Annotated in this window: 16 protein-coding genes, 6 tRNA genes and 2 rRNA genes; all 24 read right to left on the bottom strand. The window is 54.9% G+C overall.

Annotated elements, in window-relative coordinates; translation table 11 throughout:
• Positions 1–64 precede the first annotated feature (64 nt).
• Positions 65–376, bottom strand: a complete 312-nt coding sequence (gene rpsJ / locus ABIA48_RS17710) for a 30S ribosomal protein S10 (protein WP_003186070.1) — start codon at positions 374–376, stop codon at positions 65–67.
• Between the two features lie 158 nt (positions 377–534).
• On the bottom strand, positions 535–1,728 hold the full coding sequence (gene tuf, locus ABIA48_RS17705; protein ID WP_007984412.1) for an elongation factor Tu: 1,194 nt from the start codon (positions 1,726–1,728) through the stop codon (positions 535–537).
• A gap of 30 nt (positions 1,729–1,758) precedes the next feature.
• On the bottom strand, positions 1,759–3,864 hold the full coding sequence (fusA, locus tag ABIA48_RS17700) for an elongation factor G (protein WP_007984410.1): 2,106 nt from the start codon (positions 3,862–3,864) through the stop codon (positions 1,759–1,761).
• Between the two features lie 30 nt (positions 3,865–3,894).
• The gene (gene rpsG, locus ABIA48_RS17695) at positions 3,895–4,368 is read right to left on the bottom strand and encodes a 30S ribosomal protein S7 (protein ID WP_007970418.1); all 474 of its coding nucleotides are present in this window, start codon (positions 4,366–4,368) and stop codon (positions 3,895–3,897) included.
• Between the two features lie 108 nt (positions 4,369–4,476).
• Entirely contained in the window at positions 4,477–4,848 is a 372-nt protein-coding gene (gene rpsL / locus ABIA48_RS17690) for a 30S ribosomal protein S12 (protein WP_003186084.1), read from the bottom strand.
• A gap of 216 nt (positions 4,849–5,064) precedes the next feature.
• The gene (gene rpoC, locus ABIA48_RS17685) at positions 5,065–9,264 is read right to left on the bottom strand and encodes a DNA-directed RNA polymerase subunit beta' (protein WP_007984408.1); all 4,200 of its coding nucleotides are present in this window, start codon (positions 9,262–9,264) and stop codon (positions 5,065–5,067) included.
• Between the two features lie 64 nt (positions 9,265–9,328).
• Positions 9,329–13,402: a DNA-directed RNA polymerase subunit beta gene (gene rpoB / locus ABIA48_RS17680; protein WP_053162836.1), complete on the bottom strand. Its 4,074-nt coding sequence runs from the start codon at positions 13,400–13,402 to the stop codon at positions 9,329–9,331.
• 220 nt (positions 13,403–13,622) lie between these two features.
• On the bottom strand, positions 13,623–13,988 hold the full coding sequence (gene rplL / locus ABIA48_RS17675) for a 50S ribosomal protein L7/L12 (protein WP_277532278.1): 366 nt from the start codon (positions 13,986–13,988) through the stop codon (positions 13,623–13,625).
• A 75-nt stretch (positions 13,989–14,063) separates the two neighbouring features.
• Positions 14,064–14,564, bottom strand: coding sequence for a 50S ribosomal protein L10 (gene rplJ, locus ABIA48_RS17670; protein ID WP_007970413.1), 501 nt, complete (start codon positions 14,562–14,564; stop codon positions 14,064–14,066).
• 198 nt (positions 14,565–14,762) lie between these two features.
• A complete protein-coding gene (gene rplA, locus ABIA48_RS17665) occupies positions 14,763–15,458 on the bottom strand; it encodes a 50S ribosomal protein L1 (RefSeq protein ID WP_003186095.1) in 696 nt (231 codons plus the stop codon).
• Positions 15,458–15,889 carry a 50S ribosomal protein L11 gene (gene rplK, locus ABIA48_RS17660; RefSeq protein ID WP_007933726.1) on the bottom strand — a complete coding sequence of 144 codons (432 nt, stop codon included), beginning with the start codon at positions 15,887–15,889 and terminating at the stop codon, positions 15,458–15,460. Before rplK ends, rplA begins: the two co-directional genes overlap by 1 nt.
• A gap of 117 nt (positions 15,890–16,006) precedes the next feature.
• Complete coding sequence (nusG, locus tag ABIA48_RS17655; RefSeq protein WP_007984405.1) at positions 16,007–16,540, bottom strand: transcription termination/antitermination protein NusG; 534 nt, start codon at positions 16,538–16,540, stop codon at positions 16,007–16,009.
• A gap of 9 nt (positions 16,541–16,549) precedes the next feature.
• Positions 16,550–16,918 carry a preprotein translocase subunit SecE gene (gene secE / locus ABIA48_RS17650; RefSeq protein WP_429490273.1) on the bottom strand — a complete coding sequence of 123 codons (369 nt, stop codon included), beginning with the start codon at positions 16,916–16,918 and terminating at the stop codon, positions 16,550–16,552.
• A gap of 45 nt (positions 16,919–16,963) precedes the next feature.
• Positions 16,964–17,039: transfer RNA gene (locus tag ABIA48_RS17645), tRNA-Trp, on the bottom strand.
• 173 nt (positions 17,040–17,212) lie between these two features.
• Positions 17,213–17,288, bottom strand: a tRNA-Thr gene (locus ABIA48_RS17640).
• Positions 17,289–17,314: 26 nt separating this feature from the next.
• A tRNA-Gly gene (locus ABIA48_RS17635) sits at positions 17,315–17,388 on the bottom strand.
• Positions 17,389–17,412: 24 nt separating this feature from the next.
• Positions 17,413–17,497, bottom strand: a tRNA-Tyr gene (locus tag ABIA48_RS17630).
• 143 nt (positions 17,498–17,640) lie between these two features.
• The gene (locus ABIA48_RS17625) at positions 17,641–18,078 is read right to left on the bottom strand and encodes a hypothetical protein (RefSeq protein ID WP_429490271.1); all 438 of its coding nucleotides are present in this window, start codon (positions 18,076–18,078) and stop codon (positions 17,641–17,643) included.
• A 7-nt stretch (positions 18,079–18,085) separates the two neighbouring features.
• Positions 18,086–18,835 carry a pantothenate kinase gene (locus ABIA48_RS17620; protein WP_429490269.1) on the bottom strand — a complete coding sequence of 250 codons (750 nt, stop codon included), beginning with the start codon at positions 18,833–18,835 and terminating at the stop codon, positions 18,086–18,088.
• Positions 18,825–19,784 (bottom strand): bifunctional biotin--[acetyl-CoA-carboxylase] ligase/biotin operon repressor BirA, encoded by a 960-nt coding sequence (birA, locus tag ABIA48_RS17615; protein WP_429490268.1) that lies wholly within the window; start codon positions 19,782–19,784, stop codon positions 18,825–18,827. The genes ABIA48_RS17620 and birA overlap by 11 nt, the downstream gene beginning before the upstream one ends.
• Before the next feature lie 137 nt (positions 19,785–19,921).
• Positions 19,922–20,037, bottom strand: a 5S ribosomal RNA gene (rrf, locus tag ABIA48_RS17610).
• Positions 20,038–20,206: 169 nt separating this feature from the next.
• Positions 20,207–23,098, bottom strand: a 23S ribosomal RNA gene (locus ABIA48_RS17605).
• Positions 23,099–23,343: 245 nt separating this feature from the next.
• Positions 23,344–23,419 (bottom strand) — tRNA-Ala (locus ABIA48_RS17600).
• A gap of 30 nt (positions 23,420–23,449) precedes the next feature.
• Positions 23,450–23,526 (bottom strand) — tRNA-Ile (locus ABIA48_RS17595).
• Between the last annotated feature and the right edge of the window lie 53 nt (positions 23,527–23,579).

Below are 23,579 nucleotides of genomic sequence, written 5' to 3'. Positions count from 1 at the left end.
GTGTACGGGGCTTTCACCCGCTATGGCCGCCCATTTCAGAGCGTTACACGACTAAGACCGAGTCTTAGCCGAGGCTGATCTGCACTTCCACACCGGCCGCAAGATCAAGCTTCATAAGAGCGTCAACGGTTTTATCCGTTGGCTGGACGATGTCCAGAACACGCTTATGAGTACGGATCTCGTACTGGTCACGCGCGTCTTTGTTGACGTGCGGGGAGACCAGAACGGTGAACCGCTCTTTACGGGTAGGCAGTGGAATTGGACCACGCACTTGAGCACCAGTACGTTTCGCGGTTTCCACGATTTCCTGGGTTGATTGGTCGATCAGGCGATGGTCGAAAGCCTTCAACCTGATACGGATTTGCTGATTTTGCATTGGATTTCAGACTCCGGCTGCTATTCCCACCGGGCGCAATACGCCCGTTAAAAGGAGGCGCAATTCTATAGACGCCCCAGATGGGTGTCAACCCAATAAAAAAGCCCCCGCTGAGCGGGGGCTTTTTCAAAGCATCGAAGCTATCTCAAAAGAGAAGCTTACTCGATGATTTTGGCTACGACGCCAGCGCCGACGGTACGACCGCCTTCACGGATAGCGAAACGCAGGCCGTCTTCCATCGCGATGGTCTTGATCAGGGTAACTTCCATCTGGATGTTATCACCTGGCATTACCATTTCAACGCCTTCTGGCAGCTGGCAGTTACCAGTCACGTCAGTAGTACGGAAGTAGAACTGTGGACGGTAGCCCTTGAAGAACGGAGTGTGACGACCGCCTTCTTCCTTGCTCAGAACGTAAACTTCTGCGGTGAACTTGGTGTGCGGCTTAACCGAACCCGGCTTAACCAGAACCTGACCACGCTCAACGTCGTCACGCTTGGTGCCACGCAGCAGAACGCCGCAGTTCTCGCCAGCACGACCTTCGTCGAGCAGCTTGCGGAACATCTCAACACCGGTGCAGGTGGTGGTGGTGGTGTCACGCAGACCAACGATTTCCAGTGCGTCCTGAACGCGAACGATACCGCGCTCGATACGACCAGTTACAACAGTACCGCGACCGGAGATCGAGAATACGTCTTCGATTGGCATCAGGAACGGCTTGTCGATAGCACGCTCTGGCTCTGGGATGTAGCTGTCCAGAGTTTCTACCAGCTTCTTGACGGCAGTGGTGCCCATCTCGTTGTCATCTTTGCCTTCCAGCGCCATACGGGCCGAACCAATGATGATTGGAGTGTCGTCACCTGGGAAGTCGTAAGTGCTCAGCAGGTCGCGCACTTCCATCTCTACCAGTTCCAGCAGCTCAGCGTCGTCTACCAGGTCAGCCTTGTTCAGGAAAACCACGATGTACGGAACGCCTACCTGGCGGGACAGCAGGATGTGCTCACGGGTTTGTGGCATCGGACCATCAGCGGCCGAGCAAACCAGGATCGCACCGTCCATCTGAGCAGCACCGGTGATCATGTTCTTCACATAGTCAGCGTGACCTGGGCAGTCAACGTGAGCGTAGTGACGAATCTTCGAGTTGTACTCGACGTGCGCGGTGTTGATGGTGATACCACGAGCTTTTTCTTCTGGAGCGCTGTCGATCTTGTCGAATTCAACGATTGCGGAACCGAAAACTTCGGAGCAAACGCGAGTCAGAGCTGCGGTCAGAGTGGTTTTACCGTGGTCAACGTGACCGATAGTGCCAACGTTGACGTGCGGTAGGGAACGATCAAATTTTTCTTTAGCCACGACAATTAACTCCTTGCCTAAAGGACTGAATCAGCCTTGTTTTTTGGTTACAGTTTCGACGATGTGCGACGGAGCTGTATTGTATTTTTTGAATTCCATAGAGTAGCTTGCGCGACCCTGGGACATGGAACGAACGTCGGTCGCATAACCGAACATCTCGCCCAGCGGAACTTCAGCGCGAATTACCTTGCCGGAGACCGTGTCTTCCATACCCAGAATCATGCCGCGACGACGGTTAAGGTCGCCCATCACGTCACCCATATAGTCTTCAGGCGTAACAACCTCTACCGCCATGATCGGCTCGAGCAACTCACCACCACCCTTCTGGGCCAGTTGCTTGGTCGCCATGGAAGCAGCCACTTTAAACGCCATCTCGTTCGAGTCGACGTCGTGGTAAGAACCATCAAACACGGTAGCCTTCAGGCCGATCAGCGGATAGCCGGCAACAACGCCGTTCTTCATCTGCTCTTCGATACCCTTCTGGATAGCCGGGATGTATTCCTTAGGAACCACACCACCCACTACTTCGTTCAGGAATTGCAGACCTTCCTGACCTTCGTCAGCAGGAGCAAAACGGATCCAGCAATGACCGAACTGGCCACGACCACCGGACTGACGAACGAACTTGCCTTCGATTTCGCAGCTCTTCGTGATGCGCTCACGATACGAAACCTGAGGCTTACCGATGTTGGCTTCGACGTTGAACTCACGGCGCATCCGGTCAACCAGGATGTCCAGGTGCAGCTCGCCCATGCCAGAGATGATCGTCTGACCAGTCTCTTCATCAGTCTTGACGCGGAAAGACGGGTCTTCCTGAGCAAGCTTGCCCAGAGCGATACCCATTTTTTCCTGGTCATCCTTGGTCTTAGGCTCAACGGCAACCGAAATAACCGGCTCCGGGAAGTCCATGCGAACCAGGATGATTGGCTTGTCAGCGTTGCACAAGGTTTCACCAGTGGTGACGTCCTTCATGCCGATCAAGGCCGCGATGTCACCAGCGCGTACTTCCTTGATCTCTTCACGGGCGTTTGCGTGCATCTGCACCATACGGCCCACGCGCTCTTTCTTGCCTTTGACCGAGTTGATCACGCCGTCGCCGGAGGCCAACACGCCCGAGTAAACGCGGACGAAGGTCAAGGTACCCACGAATGGGTCGGTAGCGATCTTGAACGCCAGAGCCGAGAACGGCTCGTTGTCGTCTGCATGACGCTCCATCTGCTTTTCCTCGTCATCCGGGTCAGTACCCTTGATGGCAGGAATGTCAGTTGGTGCAGGCAGGTAGTCGATAACGGCGTCGAGAACCAGGGGAACGCCCTTGTTCTTGAAGGAAGAACCGCAAACAGCCAGAACGATCTCGCCAGCGATAGTACGCTGACGCAGAGCACCCTTGATTTCCTCGATGGTGAGCTCTTCACCCTCAAGGTACTTGTTCATCAGCTCTTCGCTGGCTTCGGCCGCAGCCTCTACCATGTTGTTGCGCCACTCTTCAGCCAGCTCCTGCAGTTCAGCAGGGATAGCTTCGCGACGTGGAGTCATGCCCTTGTCAGCATCGTTCCAGTAAACCGCTTCCATGGTCATCAGATCGATCTGACCCTGGAAGTTGTCTTCGGAACCGATAGCCAACTGGATCGGCACCGGAGTGTGGCCCAGACGCTGCTTGATCTGAGCGATCACACGCAGGAAGTTCGCACCGGCACGGTCCATCTTGTTCACGTAAACAATACGTGGAACGCCGTACTTGTTGGCTTGACGCCATACGGTTTCGGACTGAGGCTCAACGCCGGAGGTGCCGCAGAACACAACGACCGCGCCGTCGAGTACACGCAGGGAACGCTCAACTTCAATGGTGAAGTCTACGTGACCCGGGGTATCGATGACGTTGAAGCGGTACTGGTCTTTGTGCTGCTTGGCGGAACCCTGCCAGAAGGCGGTAATGGCAGCAGAAGTAATGGTAATACCACGCTCCTGCTCCTGAACCATCCAGTCAGTGGTCGCAGCGCCGTCATGCACTTCGCCCATCTTGTGGCTTTTGCCAGTGTAAAAAAGGACGCGCTCGGTGGTGGTGGTTTTACCAGCATCCACGTGAGCAACGATACCAATGTTACGGTAGCGATTAATCGGTGTAGTACGAGCCATAAAGCCCTCGCAAAATGAGTGACGCTAGAATTAGAAGCGGTAGTGCGAGAAAGCCTTGTTGGCTTCAGCCATACGGTGCACGTCTTCACGCTTCTTAACTGCAGCACCTTTGCCTTCGGCGGCGTCCAACAGTTCGCCAGCCAAACGCAGAGCCATAGACTTCTCGCCACGCTTACGGGCGAAGTCTACCAGCCAGCGCATTGCCAGAGCGTTACGACGAGAAGGACGAACCTCGACCGGAACCTGGTAAGTAGCACCACCAACGCGGCGCGACTTCACTTCGACCAGCGGAGCGATGGCGTCGAGTGCTTTTTCGAAGAGTTCCAGGGGATCGGTGCCGGCCTTACGAGCCTTCACGGTATCCAGGGCACCATAAACGATACGCTCGGCAACGGCTTTCTTGCCGCTTTCCATTACGTGGTTCATGAATTTGGCGAGGATTTGGCTTCCGTATTTCGGATCGTCCAGAATCTCACGCTTGGCTGCTACGCGACGTCTTGGCATTGATAAGCCCTCAAACGGTCTTCAGGTTAGCCCGGGACAGATCCTGTGGATACGTGCCCGACCTTACTCTTATCGACTCAATAAAATGAATAACTGCAAAACGGCCGATTACTTCGGACGCTTGGTACCGTACTTCGAACGACCCTGGTTACGACCTTTAACACCGGAAGTATCCAACGAACCGCGAACGGTGTGATAACGAACACCTGGCAAGTCTTTTACACGACCGCCGCGGATCAGTACCACGCTGTGCTCTTGCAGGTTGTGACCTTCACCACCGATGTACGAGGAAACCTCGAAACCGTTAGTCAGGCGCACACGGCATACTTTACGCAGTGCCGAGTTAGGTTTTTTCGGCGTGGTGGTGTACACACGGGTGCACACGCCACGGCGTTGCGGGCAGTTCTGCAGCGCAGGCACGTCGGATTTCTCGACGATACGCTTACGCGGCTGACGTACCAGCTGGTTGATAGTTGCCATCTACTAGCTCCACTGTTGTCTTGCGACGCTATTGTCTTGCAAGAAAAGCAAAATGGCAGGAACGAGTTCCCGCCAAATTTAGGGGTACAAGAGTCTAAAGAGGATCTTGTCCCCAGTCAAGGCAAGGCCCCGCCCTCCCCGCTCATCGAATCTCGACAAATTGTCTCGATTCGATGAACGGAGCGACCAGGGCCTCACACTCATTTACCGCAGAACTCAGTTACCGCTCGAGTTCAGCGCTTCGGTCAGTGCAGCTTCCACTTCACTGGCGCTTACGCGCAACGGTTTGTCTGCATCACGGCGGCGCTTACGCTCGCTGTGATAAGCCAGACCGGTACCGGCCGGGATCAGACGACCCACGACCACGTTTTCCTTCAGGCCGCGCAGGTAATCGCGCTTGCCGGTTACCGCCGCTTCGGTCAGTACGCGAGTGGTTTCCTGGAAGGAAGCCGCCGAGATGAACGATTCGGTGGACAACGACGCCTTGGTGATACCCAGCAGAACGCGAGTGAACTTGGAGACAAACTTGTCTTCGCCGCTCAGACGCTCGTTCTCTACCAGAACGTGAGTCAATTCCATCTGGTCACCCTTGATGAAACTGGAATCGCCGGATTCAGCGATTTCAACTTTACGCAGCATCTGACGCAGGATGGTCTCGATGTGCTTGTCGTTGATCTTCACGCCTTGCAGACGGTAAACGTCCTGGATCTCGTTAACAATATACTTGGCCAGCGCACTCACACCCAGCAGACGCAGGATGTCGTGTGGATCGCTCGGACCGTCGGAGATAACTTCGCCGCGGTTCACCTGTTCGCCTTCGAACACGTTCAGGTGACGCCACTTCGGAATCAGCTCTTCGTACGGATCGCTACCGTCGTTCGGGGTAATGACCAGACGGCGCTTGCCCTTGGTCTCTTTACCGAACGCGATGGTGCCGCTGACTTCAGCCAGAATCGACGCTTCTTTCGGACGACGGGCTTCGAACAGGTCAGCAACACGCGGCAGACCACCGGTGATGTCACGGGTCTTCGAAGTTTCTTGCGGAATACGAGCGATAACATCACCGATCGCAATCTTCGCACCGTCCGCTACACCGACCAGGGCGTTGGCTGGCAGGAAGTACTGAGCGATAACGTCAGTGCCTGGCAGCAACAGATCCTTGCCGTTGTCGTCGACCATCTTCACGGCAGGACGGATGTCCTTACCGGCAGCTGGACGATCTTTGGCGTCGAGTACTTCAATGTTGGTCATACCGGTCAATTCGTCAGTCTGACGCTTGATCGTGATGCCTTCTTCCATGCCCACGTAGGTCACGGTACCTTTCATTTCGGTAACGATCGGGTGAGTGTGCGGATCCCACTTGGCCACGATTGCGCCAGCGTCGACCTTGTCACCTTCTTTAACCGAAATCACAGCACCGTACGGCAGCTTGTAACGCTCACGCTCACGACCGAAGTCATCAGCGATGGCCAGCTCACCGGAACGGGACACAGCAACCAGGTGACCATCCACTCGCTCAACGTGCTTCAGGTTATGCAGACGGACGGTACCGCCATTCTTCACCTGAACGCTGTCGGCTGCGGAGGTCCGGCTTGCCGCACCACCGATGTGGAACGTACGCATCGTCAGCTGGGTACCCGGCTCACCGATGGACTGGGCAGCGATAACGCCGACCGCTTCACCGATGTTCACCTGGTGACCACGAGCCAGATCACGGCCGTAGCACTTGGCGCAAATGCCGTAGCGGGTTTCGCAGCTGATCGGCGAACGCACGATCACTTCGTCGATGCTGTTCAGCTCGATGAACTCGACCCACTTCTCGTCTACCAGAGTGCCGGCAGGAACGATGACGTCCTCGGTACCTGGCTTGAATACGTCACGGGCAATAACACGGCCCAATACGCGCTCACCCAACGGCTCTACAACGTCACCGCCTTCAATGTGCGGAGTCATCAGCAGACCGTGTTCGGTGCCGCAATCGATCTCGGTTACTACCAGATCCTGCGCCACGTCTACCAGACGACGAGTCAGGTAACCGGAGTTCGCAGTTTTCAACGCGGTATCCGCCAGACCTTTACGAGCACCGTGAGTGGAGATGAAGTACTGAAGTACGCTCAAACCTTCACGGAAGTTCGCAGTAATCGGCGTTTCAATGATGGAACCGTCCGGCTTGGCCATCAGGCCACGCATACCGGCCAGCTGACGAATCTGTGCTGCGGAACCCCGCGCACCCGAGTCGGCCATCATGTACATCGAGTTGAAGGATTCCTGGTCTACTTCGACGCCATGACGGTCGATGACTTTCTCTTTCGAGAGGTTGGCCATCATCGCCTTGGAAACTTCGTCGTTCGCCTTGGACCAAAGGTCGATCACTTTGTTGTACTTCTCGCCCTGGGTTACCAGGCCGGAGGCGTACTGGCTCTCGATCTCTTTCACTTCGTCGGTGGCTGCACCGATGATGCGGGCTTTTTCATCCGGGATAACGAAGTCGTTAACACCGATGGAAACGCCGGAAATGGTCGAATAAGCAAAACCGGTGTACATCAACTGGTCAGCGAAGATAACGGTCTCTTTCAGACCAACCACGCGGTAGCACTGGTTGATCAGCTTGGAGATTGCCTTTTTCTTCATCGGCAGGTTGACGACGTCGTACGACAGACCTTTTGGCACAACCTGGAACAACAACGCACGGCCGACAGTGGTGTCGACGATACGAGTGTTGGTCACGCTGCCGCCGTCACGGTCGTTGACGGTTTCGTTGATCCGCACTTTGACCTTGGCGTGCAGTGCGGCTTCGCCGGCACGGAACACACGGTCAACTTCCTGCAGATCCGCGAACACACGACCTTCGCCCTTGGCGTTGATCGCTTCACGCGTCATGTAGTACAGACCCAATACAACGTCCTGCGACGGAACGATGATTGGCTCACCGTTGGCTGGCGACAGAATGTTGTTGGTCGACATCATCAACGCACGCGCTTCGAGCTGGGCTTCCAGCGTCAGCGGTACGTGCACGGCCATTTGGTCGCCGTCGAAGTCGGCGTTGTACGCGGCGCAGACCAGCGGGTGCAGCTGGATAGCCTTACCTTCGATCAGTACCGGTTCAAACGCCTGGATGCCCAGACGGTGAAGGGTCGGTGCACGGTTGAGAAGAACCGGGTGTTCGCGAATCACTTCAGCAAGAACGTCCCAAACCTCTGGCAGCTCACGCTCGACCATCTTCTTGGCAGCTTTGATGGTGGTCGCGAGACCACGCATTTCCAGCTTGCCGAAAATGAACGGCTTGAACAGCTCGAGAGCCATCTTCTTCGGCAGACCGCACTGGTGCAGACGCAGGGTCGGACCTACGGTAATTACCGAACGACCGGAGTAGTCAACACGCTTACCGAGCAAGTTCTGACGGAAACGACCCTGCTTACCCTTGATCATGTCAGCCAGGGATTTCAGAGGACGCTTGTTCGAACCAGTGATAGCGCGGCCACGACGACCGTTGTCGAGCAGTGCGTCGACGGCTTCCTGCAACATACGCTTTTCGTTGCGCACGATGATGTCCGGAGCGGACAGATCCAGCAGGCGCTTCAAACGGTTGTTACGGTTGATCACTCGACGATACAGGTCGTTGAGGTCGGAAGTCGCGAAGCGACCGCCATCCAGCGGGACCAGTGGACGCAGATCTGGCGGCAGAACCGGCAGAACGGTCAGCACCATCCACTCTGGCAGGTTGCCGGAACCCTGGAAGGCTTCCATCAACTTCAGACGCTTGGACAGCTTCTTGATCTTGGTTTCGGAGTTGGTTTGCGGAATTTCTTCACGCAGGCGGCCAATCTCGTGCTCCAGGTCGATAGCGTGCAGCAGTTCGCGGACAGCTTCGGCACCCATGCGGGCATCGAAATCGTCGCCAAACTCTTCCAGCGCTTCGAAGTACTGCTCGTCGTTCAGCAGCTGACCTTTTTCAAGGGTGGTCATGCCTGGATCGATAACGACGTAGCTCTCGAAGTAGAGAACGCGCTCGATATCACGCAGGGTCATGTCCATCAGCAAGCCGATACGGGACGGCAGCGATTTCAGGAACCAGATGTGGGCAACCGGCGAGGCCAGTTCGATGTGCGCCATGCGCTCACGACGAACTTTTGCCAGCGCGACTTCAACGCCGCACTTCTCGCAGATCACACCACGGTGCTTCAAGCGCTTGTACTTACCGCACAGGCACTCGTAATCCTTTACCGGGCCAAAGATCTTGGCGCAGAACAGGCCGTCACGTTCAGGTTTGAACGTACGGTAGTTGATGGTTTCCGGCTTTTTAACTTCACCGAACGACCACGAACGGATCATCTCAGGCGATGCCAATCCGATACGGATGGCGTCGAACTCTTCGACTTGACCCTGGTTTTTCAGCAAATTCAGTAGGTCTTTCAAGGCCTTTCCTCCTGGCGGAGCAGAGAGCGGGCAATCCTGCCCCGCTCTCGATTCGCGTCACGTGTTATTCGGTTTCCAGATCGATATCGATGCCGAGGGAACGAATTTCCTTGATCAACACGTTGAAGGACTCGGGCATGCCCGGCTCCATACGGTGATCGCCATCCACGATGTTTTTGTACATCTTGGTACGGCCGTTCACATCGTCCGACTTCACTGTGAGCATTTCTTGCAGAGTGTAAGCGGCACCGTATGCTTCCAGTGCCCAGACCTCCATCTCCCCGAAACGCTGACCACCGAACTGCGCCTTACCACCCAGCGGCTGCTGGGTAACCAGGCTGTACGAACCGGTAGAACGCGCGTGCATCTTGTCGTCTACCAAGTGGTTCAGCTTCAGCATGTACATGTAGCCAACGGTAACCGGGCGCTCGAACTTGTTGCCGGTACGGCCGTCGGTCAGCTGCATCTGGCCGCTTTCTGGCAGGTCTGCCAGTTTCAGCATGGCCTTGATTTCGCTTTCCTTGGCGCCGTCGAACACTGGAGTGGCCATTGGAACGCCGCCACGCAGGTTTTGAGCCAGGTCCAGGATTTCCTGGTCCGAGAAGTCATCGAGGCTTTCCTGACGACCGCCGATCTCGTTATAGATCTCGTGCAGGAACTTGCGCAGCTCGGCAACTTTGCGCTGCTCTTCAATCATGCGATTGATCTTCTCGCCCAGACCTTTGGCCGCGAGGCCCAGGTGGGTTTCAAGGATCTGACCGACGTTCATACGCGAAGGTACGCCCAACGGGTTGAGAACGACGTCGACCGGGGTGCCATTGGCATCGTGCGGCATGTCTTCAACCGGCATGATCACAGAGACCACACCCTTGTTACCGTGACGACCGGCCATCTTGTCGCCCGGCTGGATGCGACGACGGATTGCCAGGTAAACCTTGACGATTTTCAGCACGCCTGGAGCCAGGTCATCGCCCTGCTGCAGTTTGCGCTTCTTGTCTTCGAACTTGTCGTCCAGCAGACGGCGACGATCAACGATGTAGGCCTGAGCCTTCTCGAGCTGCTCGTTCAGAGCATCTTCAGCCATGCGCAGCTTGAACCACTGGCCGTGCTCAAGACCGTCGAGAACTTCGTCGGTGATGTCCTGGCCTTTCTTCAGACCGGCGCCGCCTTCGGCTTTGTGGCCGACCAGAGCGGAGCGCAGACGTTCGAAAGTAGCACCTTCAACGATGCGGAACTCTTCGTTCAGGTCCTTGCGGATCTCGTCCAGCTGGGACTTCTCGATCGACAGGGCACGAGCATCACGCTCAACGCCGTCGCGGGTGAAGACCTGTACGTCGATGACAGTACCTTTGGTACCGGTTGGTACACGCAGGGAGGTGTCTTTAACGTCGCTGGCCTTTTCACCGAAGATCGCACGCAGCAGTTTTTCTTCCGGAGTCAGTTGAGTCTCGCCTTTCGGAGTGACCTTACCGACCAGGATGTCGCCTGCGCCAACTTCAGCACCTACGTAAACGATACCGGCTTCGTCCAGCTTGTTCAGTGCAGCTTCACCCACGTTCGGGATGTCCGCAGTGATTTCCTCTGGGCCAAGCTTGGTGTCACGGGCCACACAGGTCAGTTCCTGAATGTGGATCGTGGTGAAACGGTCTTCCTGAACCACACGCTCGGACAGACAGATGGAGTCTTCGAAGTTGAAGCCGTTCCATGCCATGAACGCGATGCGCATGTTCTGACCCAGAGCCAGTTCACCCATGTCGGTGGACGGGCCGTCGGCCATGATGTCGCTACGCTGAACCCGATCACCCTTACGCACCAGCGGACGCTGGTTGATGCAGGTGTTCTGGTTGGAGCGGGTGTACTTGGTCAGGTTGTAGATGTCGACACCGGCTTCACCGGTTTCAACTTCGTCATCGGCAACACGAACCACGATACGGCTGGCGTCGACGGAATCGATCACGCCGCCACGACGAGCCACGACGCAAACGCCGGAGTCACGGGCTACGTTACGCTCCATGCCGGTACCTACCAGCGGCTTGTCTGCGCGCAGGGTCGGTACAGCTTGACGCTGCATGTTCGAACCCATCAACGCACGGTTGGCGTCGTCGTGCTCGAGGAACGGAATCAGCGACGCAGCAACCGAAACTACCTGCTTCGGCGAAACGTCCATCAAGGTGACGTCTTCCGGCGCCTTAACGGTGAATTCGTTCAAGTGACGAACAGCTACCAGCTCGTCGATCAGGACTTTCTTGTCGTTCATCGTGGCCGAAGCCTGAGCGATCACGTGATCAGCTTCTTCGATGGCGGACAGGAACACGATCTCGTCGGTGACCAGAGCGTCTTTCACCACACGGTACGGGCTCTCGAGGAAGCCGTACTGGTTGGTGCGCGCATAGGCAGCCAGGGAGTTGATCAGACCGATGTTCGGACCTTCCGGCGTTTCGATCGGGCAAACACGACCGTAGTGCGTCGGGTGTACGTCACGAACTTCAAAGCCGGCACGCTCACGAGTCAGACCGCCAGGGCCGAGTGCAGAGACACGACGCTTGTGGGTGATCTCGGACAGCGGGTTGTTCTGGTCCATGAACTGGGACAGCTGGCTGGAACCGAAGAACTCTTTCACCGCCGCAGCCACTGGCTTGGCGTTGATCAGGTCTTGCGGCATCAGGCCTTCGCTTTCAGCCATCGACAGACGCTCTTTGACCGCACGCTCAACACGTACCAGGCCAACGCGGAACTGGTTCTCGGCCATTTCGCCTACGCAGCGAACACGACGGTTACCCAGGTGGTCGATGTCATCGACGATGCCTTTACCGTTACGGATGTCGACCAGAGTCTTCAATACCGCGACGATGTCTTCCTTGCACAGCACGCCCGAACCTTCGATCTCGGTACGACCGATACGACGGTTGAACTTCATCCGGCCGACCGCAGACAGATCATAGCGCTCAGGGCTGAAGAACAGGTTGTTGAACAGAGTCTCGGCAGCGTCTTTGGTTGGCGGCTCGCCAGGACGCATCATGCGATAGATCTCGACCAGCGCTTCCAATTGGTTGCTGGTGGAGTCGATCTTCAGAGTGTCGGAGACGAACGGACCGCAGTCGATATCGTTGGTGTACAGAGTTTCGATGCGAACAACCTGAGCCTTGGCGATTTTGGCCAGGATCTCAGTGTTCAGCTCGGTGTTGCACTCTGCCAGGATTTCGCCGGTTGCCGGATGCACGATGACCTTGGCGGTTGTACGACCCAGGACGTAGTCCAGAGGCACATCCAGCTCTTTGATCCCGGCTTTTTCCAGCTGGTTGATGTGGCGAGCGGTGATACGACGACCTTGCTCGACAATAACCTTGCCTTTGTCATCCTGAATATCGAGGACAGCGATTTCACCGCGCAGGCGCTGAGGCACCAGTTCCAGGCTCAGGGTCTCGCCCTTCACGTGGAATACGTTGGTGGTGTAGAACGCGTCCAGCACTTCTTCGGTGGTATAGCCCAGCGCGCGCAGCAGTACCGATGCAGGCAGCTTGCGACGACGGTCGATACGCACGAATACGCAGTCTTTCGGGTCGAACTCGAAGTCCAGCCACGAACCGCGGTAAGGAATGATGCGCGCGGAGTACAGCAGTTTACCGGAGCTGTGCGTCTTGCCACGGTCGTGGTCGAAGAACACGCCCGGGGAACGGTGCAGCTGGGAAACGATTACACGCTCGGTACCGTTGATTACGAAGGTACCGTTTTCAGTCATCAGGGGGATTTCACCCATGTAGACTTCTTGCTCTTTGATGTCCTTGATCGCTTTGTTCGACGATTCTTTGTCGAAAATGATCAGGCGCACTTTTACCCGCAAAGGTACGGCGTAAGTTACACCGCGCAATACGCATTCTTTGACATCAAATGCCGGTTCGCCCAGGCGATAACCGACGTACTCCAGCGCAGCATTGCCGGAGTAGCTGATGATCGGGAAAACGGATTTGAAGGCCGCATGCAGGCCCACGTCGCGGAACTGATCTTTAGTCGCTCCCGCTTGCAAGAATTCACGATACGAATCCAGCTGGATGGCCAGGAGGTACGGCACATCCATGACGTCCGGCAACTTGCTAAAGTCCTTGCGGATACGTTTTTTCTCAGTATATGAGTAAGCCATCAGCGTTCCCCAGCTTGGTCACCTGCTTGTTTGGCCCCTCCCGACGGGAGCAGCCAGAAAATCGTGCAAACCCCATGGTTTGCGCCACCGCATCGGGTGGTTACAGCACGTTATCGGCACCGACCGAGCCGGCTGCCAATAACGGAAAAAGGCCGGTGGCAAGAGCCACCAGCCATCAGCCTGTCGCTTAACGCTCGGGCTGGAGGAGCAAAGTCGATGCTTACTTCAGCTCGACTTTAGCGCCTGCTTCTTCCAGAGCTGCTTTGGCTTTGTCAGCTGCTTCTTTCGCAACAGCTTCCAGAACCATGGCAGGAGCGCCGTCAACTACAGCCTTGGCTTCTTTCAGGCCCAGACCGGTCAGTTCACGTACAGCCTTGATCACGTTAACTTTCTTCTCGCCAGCTTCGGTCAGCATGACGTTGAATTCGGTTTGCTCTTCAGCAACGGCAGCAGCAACAGCTGGACCAGCCGATGCAGCAGCAGCGGTAACGCCGAATTTTTCTTCGAAAGCTTTGATCAGTTCAACAACTTCCATTACGGACATGTTGCCAACGGCTTCAAGGATATCGTTCTGAGAGATAGACATGAATCTAATTCCTGATATTGGGGACGGCCTACGCGACCATCGAAAAAAACAAAAAACGCGAGAAGTTGACGAGCCTTAGGCTGCAGCAGCTTCTTTCTGGTCGCGAATTGCCGCCAGAGTACGAGCCAATTTGCTGGTAGCGCCTTGAATCACGCTCATCAGCTGAGAAATTGCTTCGTCACGGGTCGGCAGAGTTGCCAGTACGTCGATTTGGTTAGCTGCGAGGAACTTGCCCTCGAACGCAGCTGCCTTGATCTCGAACTTGTCCTGACCCTTTGCGAATTCCTTGAAGATCCGGGCAGCAGCGCCTGGATGTTCTTTGGAGAACGCAATCAGGGTAGGGCCGGTGAACACGTCGTTGAGAACACTGAATTCAGTGTCAGCAACAGCGCGCTTGAGCAGGGTGTTACGTACAACACGTACGTAAACGCCAGCTTCACGAGCCTCTTTACGGAGTCCGGTCATCGCGCCTACTGTTACGCCACGGGCATCAGCCACGACAGCGGACAGAGCGACTTTGGCAGCCTCGTTGACTTCAGCGACGATGGCCTTCTTGTCTTCGAGTTTAATTGCCACGGGTTTAACTCCTGCTTGTTACCGTTTCATCTGGTCGAAACCGGATGTCGTTTTGGTGTCTGATTCGGTAAGGAACCGGGAGCACCATCTGCGTAGGCTTGTGGTTTAAGACTTGCGTCGCCTACGGTCTTGGATAGCCCCCGCCAGGCAGGGACCCCAATTTTTCAATTGGCGCAATCGCTTGCGCCAATCTTTGTCTTACGCGTCGAGCGAGCTTTGGTCGATGACCAGACCTGGGCCCATAGTGGTGCTCAGGGTAACGCGCTTGACGTAAATGCCTTTCGAGGAAGCTGGCTTGATACGCTTCAGATCAGCGATCAGGGCTTCAACGTTTTCCTTCAGCTTGACGGCGTCGAAGCCGATCTTGCCAACGGAAGTGTGGATGATGCCGTTTTTGTCGGTGCGATAACGAACCTGACCAGCCTTGGCGTTTTTAACCGCGGTAGCTACGTCTGGAGTTACGGTGCCGACTTTAGGGTTAGGCATCAGACCACGTGGACCGAGGATCTGACCCAACTGACCCACAACGCGCATGGCATCCGGGGATGCGATCACGACGTCATAGTTCAGGTCGCCGCCTTTCATTTCGGCAGCCAGGTCGTCCATGCCTACACGGTCAGCGCCGGCAGCCAGAGCGGCTTCAGCAGCTGGACCCTGGGTGAACACAGCAACGCGAACGGTCTTGCCAGTGCCGTGTGGCAGCACAGTAGCGCTACGAACGACCTGGTCGGATTTACGCGGGTCAACACCCAGGTTTACAGCTACGTCGAACGACTCGCTGAACTTGACAGTCGACAGCTCGGCCAGCAGAGCAGCGGCGTCTACAAAGTTGTAGGCCTTGCCCGCTTCGATTTTGCCGGCGATAGCCTTTTGACGCTTGGTCAGCTTAGCCATTACACACCCTCCACGTTAAGGCCCATGCTACGAGCAGAACCGGCGATAGTACGCACGGCTGCTTCCATATCAGCTGCAGTCAGATCCGCGTTTTTGGTTTTCGCGATTTCTTCCAGCTGAGCACGAGTTACGGTGCCAACCTTAACGGTGTTCGGACGAGCGGAACCGCTGGTCAGACCGGCCGCCTTCTTCAGCAGAACCGAAGCAGGGGTGGATTTGGTTTCGAAAGTGAAGCTACGGTCGCTGTAGACAGTAATGATCACTGGAGTCGGCAGACCTGGCTCAAGACCCTGAGTACGGGCGTTGAAAGCCTTGCAGAATTCCATGATGTTCACGCCGTGCTGACCCAGAGCAGGACCAACAGGTGGGCTTGGGTTAGCCTGAGCGGCCTTCACTTGCAGCTTGATGTAAGCGGTAATCTTCTTGGCCATGAGGCACTCCAATTACGGGTTCGAACGCCTCGAGAGGCTCCCCGGTTACTTGCGCGTTTATCCCAGTGACGACAAAACCCCACAGCCTACGGCTGCGGGGTTGGGATTTTTGTTCAACTAGACCTTTTCGACCTGGCTGAACTCGAGCTCCACCGGAGTAGAGCGACCGAAAATGAGCACTGCGACCTGAATCCGGCTCTTTTCGTAGTTAACTTCTTCAACAACACCAGTAAAGTCCGCAAACGGGCCGTCATTGACACGCACCGACTCGCCCGGCTCGAACAACGTCTTCGGCTTCGGCTTGTCGCTACCGTCAGCAACACGGCGCAGAATCGCTTCTGCCTCCTTATCGGTGATCGGTGCAGGCTTGTCGGCGGTACCGCCGATGAAACCCATCACCCGAGGAGTATCCTTGACCAAGTGCCAAGTACCCTCGTTCATATCCATCTGCACCAGCACGTAGCCAGGGAAGAATTTGCGTTCGCTTTTGCGCTTCTGGCCATTGCGCATTTCAACCACTTCTTCAGTGGGAACCAGAATTTCGCCGAAGCCATCTTCCATACCAGCCAGCTTTACGCGCTCGATCAGCGAGCGCATTACATGCTTCTCGTAACCGGAGTAAGCATGCACAACATACCAACGCTTAGCCACGGGACACCCTTAGCCGACAATCAAGGAAACAAGCCAGCCGAGCAGGGAATCAAGCCCCCACAACAGCAACGCCATAACCAGGACAACAGCCACAACGATCAATGTGGTCTGCGTGGTTTCTTGGCGAGTTGGCCAAACGACTTTACGAATTTCGGTGCGAGCTTCCTTAACCAGTACAAAGAAAGACTTGCCCTTGGTGGTCTGCAGGCCTACAAAGGCAGCTACAGCAGCAATAGCAAGCAATGCGAGTACGCGGTACAGGATCGGCGAAGCAGAAAAGTACTGATTGCCAACAACGCCAACAACCACCAGAGCGACTACTACAAGCCACTTGAGGAGGTCGAAACGAGAGCCTTGAGCTTCAGCTTTAGGAGTCATCTATGAAGATCCTGTGAAAAGAAAGCCAGACACACCAGGTGAATCTGGCAGGTCAGGAGGGAATCGAACCCCCAACCTACGGTTTTGGAGACCGTCGCTCTGCCAATTGAGCTACTGACCTAAAACAAAATCAGGCCGACCATTATGCCGACCCGAAAAAGACTTTACAACACCTACCAGGCAATCCCGACTGCAACACCAGCATCTGTGATACCGGCAACCCCGAAAACACAACGAGGCGCAACCACAACCACCTAAAACAAAGGCAGATATTTTCATATCTGCCTTGTTATATGGAGCTCTTGAGCGGATTTGAACCGCTGACCTCACCCTTACCAAGGGTGTGCTCTACCAACTGAGCTACAAGAGCGTAACACTGTGCAAAACCTGTAAACTTGGAGCGGGTAGCGGGAATCGAACCCGCATCATCAGCTTGGAAGGCTGAGGTTCTACCACTAAACTATACCCGCGAGGCTTACAGCTCTCGCTAAAAATGGTGGAGGGGGAAGGATTCGAACCTTCGAAGTCGTAGACGTCAGATTTACAGTCTGATCCCTTTGGCCGCTCGGGAACCCCTCCTAAGCGAGCCGGCATTCTACATCATGCCAGCCTTCTGTCAAGCATTTTTCTCATTAAAAACCTGAGCTTAGCTGCGTTGACCTCGCTTCACTTCGTTAACCGTTTCCGGTGTTCGCTGTGGAGCGGGCGCCATTCTATGCAAACTATTCGGTGGGTGCAACCCCCTCACATGGCATTATTTTATGTTTTAACTCATTGAATTCTTTAGAAAGGTTTTGCAGCTGCAGATCGTCCAGCCAACGCCGGCTTTCTGGTGCAATACGTACCCAATACCCTGCGCTTTCCGAGCCCTTGGGCAGGGATTGGTATTTGACCTCCATCCCGCTCAACCGCCGCTCAACCGCCTGCGCGGCGTCCTGGCGCGTATAACCCCCCAGATAAAGGCAGCCATTGTCTGGCGAGACAGCTTTAGCCTTGTCCTTGGATGCGTCACCCGCTTCGCTCAACAGGCGTATATCCTGCTGAGCCCCCCGATACAGACTCAAAGGCGTGACATCCTTTGCGCGCAGCGGAGCCTCTTGTTGATGCCAGATGTAGTAAAAGCCATTGAGGACAAGCAGCAGCAGAAACAACCAACGCATAAAAACCTCAGGACAAGGGACAGGCCATGGCCAATCCGACAAACACCAAGTCCGGAACCACCCTGGCTCGAGGCACGACCTCAGAAACCAGGCTCGCATCCCCCCCGGTGAGAAATACGACAAAGTCCCCACCCCAGTAGCTGCGCGCCAACTCGAGCTGAGTCATTACGAAGCCGCGCAACATCAGCAAACAACCACGCTCGACAGCCTCGACAGTCGTACGACCCGGAACAAGACTTTCCAGAGCCTGCTCAGCCGCCAGATCTCCGTAACGAATTTTGCGCGTATGGGTACGCAACTGGTTGCGCATCAACGGCATGCCCGGACAGATGAAACCACCCAGATGCTCTCCATCAGAAGCGATAAAGTCCGCAGTCACGGCCGTACCGAAGTCGAGCACCAGGCACGCACCCGAAGCCAGATGAAAGCCTCCAAGCATTGCAAGCCACCGATCCAGACCCAGCCGCTCAAACTCTTCATAACCGTTGCGCACGCCTGACATTTCGCGAGAAGGAGCTGCGCACACTATCGGCACATCAAAGGTATCCTTCAGCAATGACTTCAGCGCACCGGTCTCTTCCGCAGTCCTGACGCTCACCAGCCGGCAAAACGTGAGGGCAAGCCCTTTGAGCTCCCCCAACCCCTCAAGCAATGCGAGATTGGAATCGACAACCCCCTCACCAAGCACCTGCCCGGCATTCGCCGCAAGCACGCGCCACTTGATGAAACTATTCCCACAATCGAGCTCAAGAATCATCACGCAACCTCAGGCTCAATTCGCCACCACTGAAGACTTTCTCCACACCATCCACCTTCAGGCGCAGAGCACCCCGGCCATCTATACCAAGCACCTCACCATCAATTTGATTGACACCGGCAATCAACGACACGCTTCGCCCCTGCCACAGGTGATTTTGCTCCCACTCCGACTGGATGGCCAAAAAACCACCCGACTGATGACGAGCCAGGTATCGCTGCAGCATCTCCCCCAACATGGCGACCAATTGGTTGCGATCAAACAATTTGCCTGATTCGAGCCGCATGGATGTCCATTGCTGGTCCACCTCGTCCGCGGACTGCATATTCACATTGATTCCCACCCCCAGAACCACGTGGCACACATCAGCAGGGTCACCGACCAGCTCGAGCAATATTCCAGCGATCTTTTTCTGACCCACCAGAACATCGTTGGGCCACTTCAATCCAGCGGCTGCAATACCAAACTCACGCAACGTCTGCAAAACAGCGAGCCCAACGACGAGACTCAAGCCTTCCAACTGACGCATCCCACCATCAATGCGCAGCACCAGGCTGTAATAGACGTTTTCTGCGAATGGACTGACCCACTTGCGACCACGTCGCCCGCGCCCGGCCGTCTGTCGCTCCGAAAGCACAAGAAATGGCGCTGCTTGCCCCCGCTCTATAGCACGCAGCGCTTCGGCGTTCGTGGAGTCGATTGAGTCGTAAACCTGAACGGGCCAGTCGCAAGAAAGCGCTTTTGCGCTTATCTCGGAAGGATCAAGCAACGCTAATGGTGCGGACAGTTGATAACCACGCCCACGAACCTTATGAATAGACAAACCCAGCTCAGCTTCTAAATGCTGAAGCTGCTTCCACACAGCACTACGACTGATGCCCAGGGCGGCACCCAATGCTTGACCCGAATGGAATCGGCCATCTTTAAGAAGCTTTAACAACGTCAGCATGCAGGTCTCGCCTCACAATGAGGTCCGCATGATATCCACGCGCCGAGCTATTGCATAGAAATCCAGTAGCCGTGACTTTTCTGCGGGCAAAAACAAAACCCCTACCTGCATACGCAGATAGGGGTTTCGGAATTTAATCTTGACGATGACCTACTCTCACATGGGGAAACCCCACACTACCATCGGCGATGCATCGTTTCACTGCTGAGTTCGGGATGGGATCAGGTGGTTCCAATGCTCTATGGTCGTCAAGAAATTCGGGTACTGAGTCGTGACCGCTTGGCCTCGCTTCAGCAAATTGGGTAGGTGATAGTCTGGTGTTTTGTGCGTCTCTCGAACTTTCGGTTCATTGCGTCTTCACACACCGCAATCTGGTCTCTTCCGTCTTTTCAACGAGGAGCATCAAATTGCTTGGGTGTTATATGGTCAAGCCTCACGGGCAATTAGTATTGGTTAGCTCAACGCCTCACAGCGCTTACACACCCAACCTATCAACGTCGTAGTCTTCGACGGCCCTTCAGGGAACTCAAGGTTCCAGTGAGATCTCATCTTGAGGCAAGTTTCCCGCTTAGATGCTTTCAGCGGTTATCTTTCCCGAACATAGCTACCCGGCAATGCCACTGGCGTGACAACCGGAACACCAGAGGTTCGTCCACTCCGGTCCTCTCGTACTAGGAGCAGCCCCTCTCAAATCTCAAACGTCCACGGCAGATAGGGACCGAACTGTCTCACGACGTTCTAAACCCAGCTCGCGTACCACTTTAAATGGCGAACAGCCATACCCTTGGGACCGGCTTCAGCCCCAGGATGTGATGAGCCGACATCGAGGTGCCAAACACCGCCGTCGATATGAACTCTTGGGCGGTATCAGCCTGTTATCCCCGGAGTACCTTTTATCCGTTGAGCGATGGCCCTTCCATACAGAACCACCGGATCACTAAGACCTACTTTCGTACCTGCTCGACGTGTCTGTCTCGCAGTCAAGCGCGCTTTTGCCTTTATACTCTACGACCGATTTCCGACCGGTCTGAGCGCACCTTCGTACTCCTCCGTTACTCTTTAGGAGGAGACCGCCCCAGTCAAACTACCCACCATACACTGTCCTCGATCCGGATAACGGACCTGAGTTAGAACCTCAAAGTTGCCAGGGTGGTATTTCAAGGATGGCTCCACGCGAACTGGCGTCCACGCTTCAAAGCCTCCCACCTATCCTACACAAGCAAATTCAAAGTCCAGTGCAAAGCTATAGTAAAGGTTCACGGGGTCTTTCCGTCTAGCCGCGGATACACTGCATCTTCACAGCGATTTCAATTTCACTGAGTCTCGGGTGGAGACAGCGCCGCCATCGTTACGCCATTCGTGCAGGTCGGAACTTACCCGACAAGGAATTTCGCTACCTTAGGACCGTTATAGTTACGGCCGCCGTTTACCGGGGCTTCGATCAAGAGCTTCGCGTTAGCTAACCCCATCAATTAACCTTCCGGCACCGGGCAGGCGTCACACCCTATACGTCCACTTTCGTGTTTGCAGAGTGCTGTGTTTTTAATAAACAGTCGCAGCGGCCTGGTATCTTCGACCGGCGTGGGCTTACGCAGTAAATGCTTCACCCTCACCGGCGCACCTTCTCCCGAAGTTACGGTGCCATTTTGCCTAGTTCCTTCACCCGAGTTCTCTCAAGCGCCTTGGTATTCTCTACCCAACCACCTGTGTCGGTTTGGGGTACGGTTCCTGGTTACCTGAAGCTTAGAAGCTTTTCTTGGAAGCATGGCATCAACCACTTCGTCACCCAGAGGGTAACTCGTCATCAGCTCTCGGCCTTAAGATCCCGGATTTACCTAAGATCTCAGCCTACCACCTTAAACTTGGACAACCAACGCCAAGCTGGCCTAGCCTTCTCCGTCCCTCCATCGCAATAACCAGAAGTACAGGAATATTAACCTGTTTTCCATCGACTACGCTTTTCAGCCTCGCCTTAGGGACCGACTAACCCTGCGTCGATTAACGTTGCGCAGGAAACCTTGGTCTTTCGGCGTGGGTGTTTTTCACACCCATTGTCGTTACTCATGTCAGCATTCGCACTTCTGATACCTCCAGCAAGCTTCTCAACTCACCTTCACAGGCTTACAGAACGCTCCTCTACCGCATCACCTAAGTGATACCCGTAGCTTCGGTGTATGGTTTGAGCCCCGTTACATCTTCCGCGCAGGCCGACTCGACTAGTGAGCTATTACGCTTTCTTTAAAGGGTGGCTGCTTCTAAGCCAACCTCCTAGCTGTCTAAGCCTTCCCACATCGTTTCCCACTTAACCATAACTTTGGGACCTTAGCTGACGGTCTGGGTTGTTTCCCTTTTCACGACGGACGTTAGCACCCGCCGTGTGTCTCCCATGCTCGGCACTTGTAGGTATTCGGAGTTTGCATCGGTTTGGTAAGTCGGGATGACCCCCTAGCCGAAACAGTGCTCTACCCCCTACAGTGATACATGAGGCGCTACCTAAATAGCTTTCGAGGAGAACCAGCTATCTCCGAGCTTGATTAGCCTTTCACTCCGATCCACAGGTCATCCGCTAACTTTTCAACGGTAGTCGGTTCGGTCCTCCAGTCAGTGTTACCTAACCTTCAACCTGCCCATGGATAGATCGCCCGGTTTCGGGTCTATTCCCAGCGACTAGACGCCCTATTAAGACTCGCTTTCGCTACGCCTCCCCTATTCGGTTAAGCTCGCCACTGAAAATAAGTCGCTGACCCATTATACAAAAGGTACGCAGTCACCCAACAAAGTGGGCTCCCACTGCTTGTACGCATACGGTTTCAGGATCTATTTCACTCCCCTCTCCGGGGTTCTTTTCGCCTTTCCCTCACGGTACTAGTTCACTATCGGTCAGTCAGTAGTATTTAGCCTTGGAGGATGGTCCCCCCATATTCAGACAAAGTTTCTCGTGCTCCGTCCTACTCGATTTCATTGATAAGAGATTTTCGCGTACAGGGCTATCACCCACTATGGCCGCACTTTCCAGAGCGTTCCGCTAATCTCAAATCAACTTAAGGGCTAGTCCCCGTTCGCTCGCCACTACTAAGGGAATCTCGGTTGATTTCTTTTCCTCAGGGTACTTAGATGTTTCAGTTCCCCTGGTTCGCCTCTTGCACCTATGTATTCAGTACAAGATAACCATCTTATGATGGCTGGGTTCCCCCATTCAGACATCTCCGGATCAAAGTCTGTTTGCCGACTCCCCGAAGCTTTTCGCAGGCTACCACGTCTTTCATCGCCTCTGACTGCCAAGGCATCCACCGTATGCGCTTCTTCACTTGACCATATAACCCCAAGCAATCTGGTTATACTGTGAAGACGACATTCGCCGAAAATTCGATTGTGCTCCTAAGAGCCACTCACAAATTTTACCTTAGCCTGATCCGTTACCAGTGAAAGTAACGTTCAGTCTATCTTTCTATCACATACCCAAATTTTTAAAGAACGAACTAGTCAAAGACTAGAAATCAACATTCATCATCGTCTCGATGGAATGCTCATTTCTAAGCTTTTACAACAGAAGCAGTAGTGGTGGAGCCAAACGGGATCGAACCGTTGACCTCCTGCGTGCAAGGCAGGCGCTCTCCCAGCTGAGCTATGGCCCCGTATTTCTACAGGCGTTTCCCACACAAAATTGGTGGGTCTGGGCAGATTCGAACTGCCGACCTCACCCTTATCAGGGGTGCGCTCTAACCAACTGAGCTACAGACCCAATTTCGGGCTGCTTCTTATCGTCTTCTTCAATGAATCAAGCAATTCGTGTGG

The sequence above is a fragment of the Pseudomonas sp. S30_BP2TU TE3576 genome (assembly GCF_050436025.1).
Lineage (GTDB): Bacteria > Pseudomonadota > Gammaproteobacteria > Pseudomonadales > Pseudomonadaceae > Aquipseudomonas.
Note: the sequence above shows the minus strand (reverse complement) of the source record. Positions and strands in the feature narration are given on the sequence as shown.

Bases quoted from the DNA above. Each gene is read 5' to 3' on its own strand.
- birA (WP_429490268.1), bottom strand. From the start codon at position 19,784: ATGCTGACGTTGTTAAAGCTTCTTAAAGATGGCCGATTCCATTCGGGT.
- ABIA48_RS17625 (WP_429490271.1), bottom strand. From the start codon at position 18,078: ATGCGTTGGTTGTTTCTGCTGCTGCTTGTCCTCAATGGCTTTTACTAC.
- rplA (WP_003186095.1), bottom strand. From the start codon at position 15,458: ATGGCTAAGCTGACCAAGCGTCAAAAGGCTATCGCCGGCAAAATCGAA.
- rpoB (WP_053162836.1), bottom strand. From the start codon at position 13,402: ATGGCTTACTCATATACTGAGAAAAAACGTATCCGCAAGGACTTTAGC.
- rplL (WP_277532278.1), bottom strand. From the start codon at position 13,988: ATGTCTATCTCTCAGAACGATATCCTTGAAGCCGTTGGCAACATGTCC.
- fusA (WP_007984410.1), bottom strand. From the start codon at position 3,864: ATGGCTCGTACTACACCGATTAATCGCTACCGTAACATTGGTATCGTT.
- rpsJ (WP_003186070.1), bottom strand. From the start codon at position 376: ATGCAAAATCAGCAAATCCGTATCAGGTTGAAGGCTTTCGACCATCGC.
- ABIA48_RS17620 (WP_429490269.1), bottom strand. From the start codon at position 18,835: ATGATTCTTGAGCTCGATTGTGGGAATAGTTTCATCAAGTGGCGCGTG.
- rpsG (WP_007970418.1), bottom strand. From the start codon at position 4,368: ATGCCAAGACGTCGCGTAGCAGCCAAGCGTGAGATTCTGGACGATCCG.
- rpsL (WP_003186084.1), bottom strand. From the start codon at position 4,848: ATGGCAACTATCAACCAGCTGGTACGTCAGCCGCGTAAGCGTATCGTC.
- secE (WP_429490273.1), bottom strand. From the start codon at position 16,918: ATGACTCCTAAAGCTGAAGCTCAAGGCTCTCGTTTCGACCTCCTCAAG.
- rplK (WP_007933726.1), bottom strand. From the start codon at position 15,889: ATGGCCAAGAAGATTACCGCTTACATCAAGCTGCAAGTGAAGGCCGCT.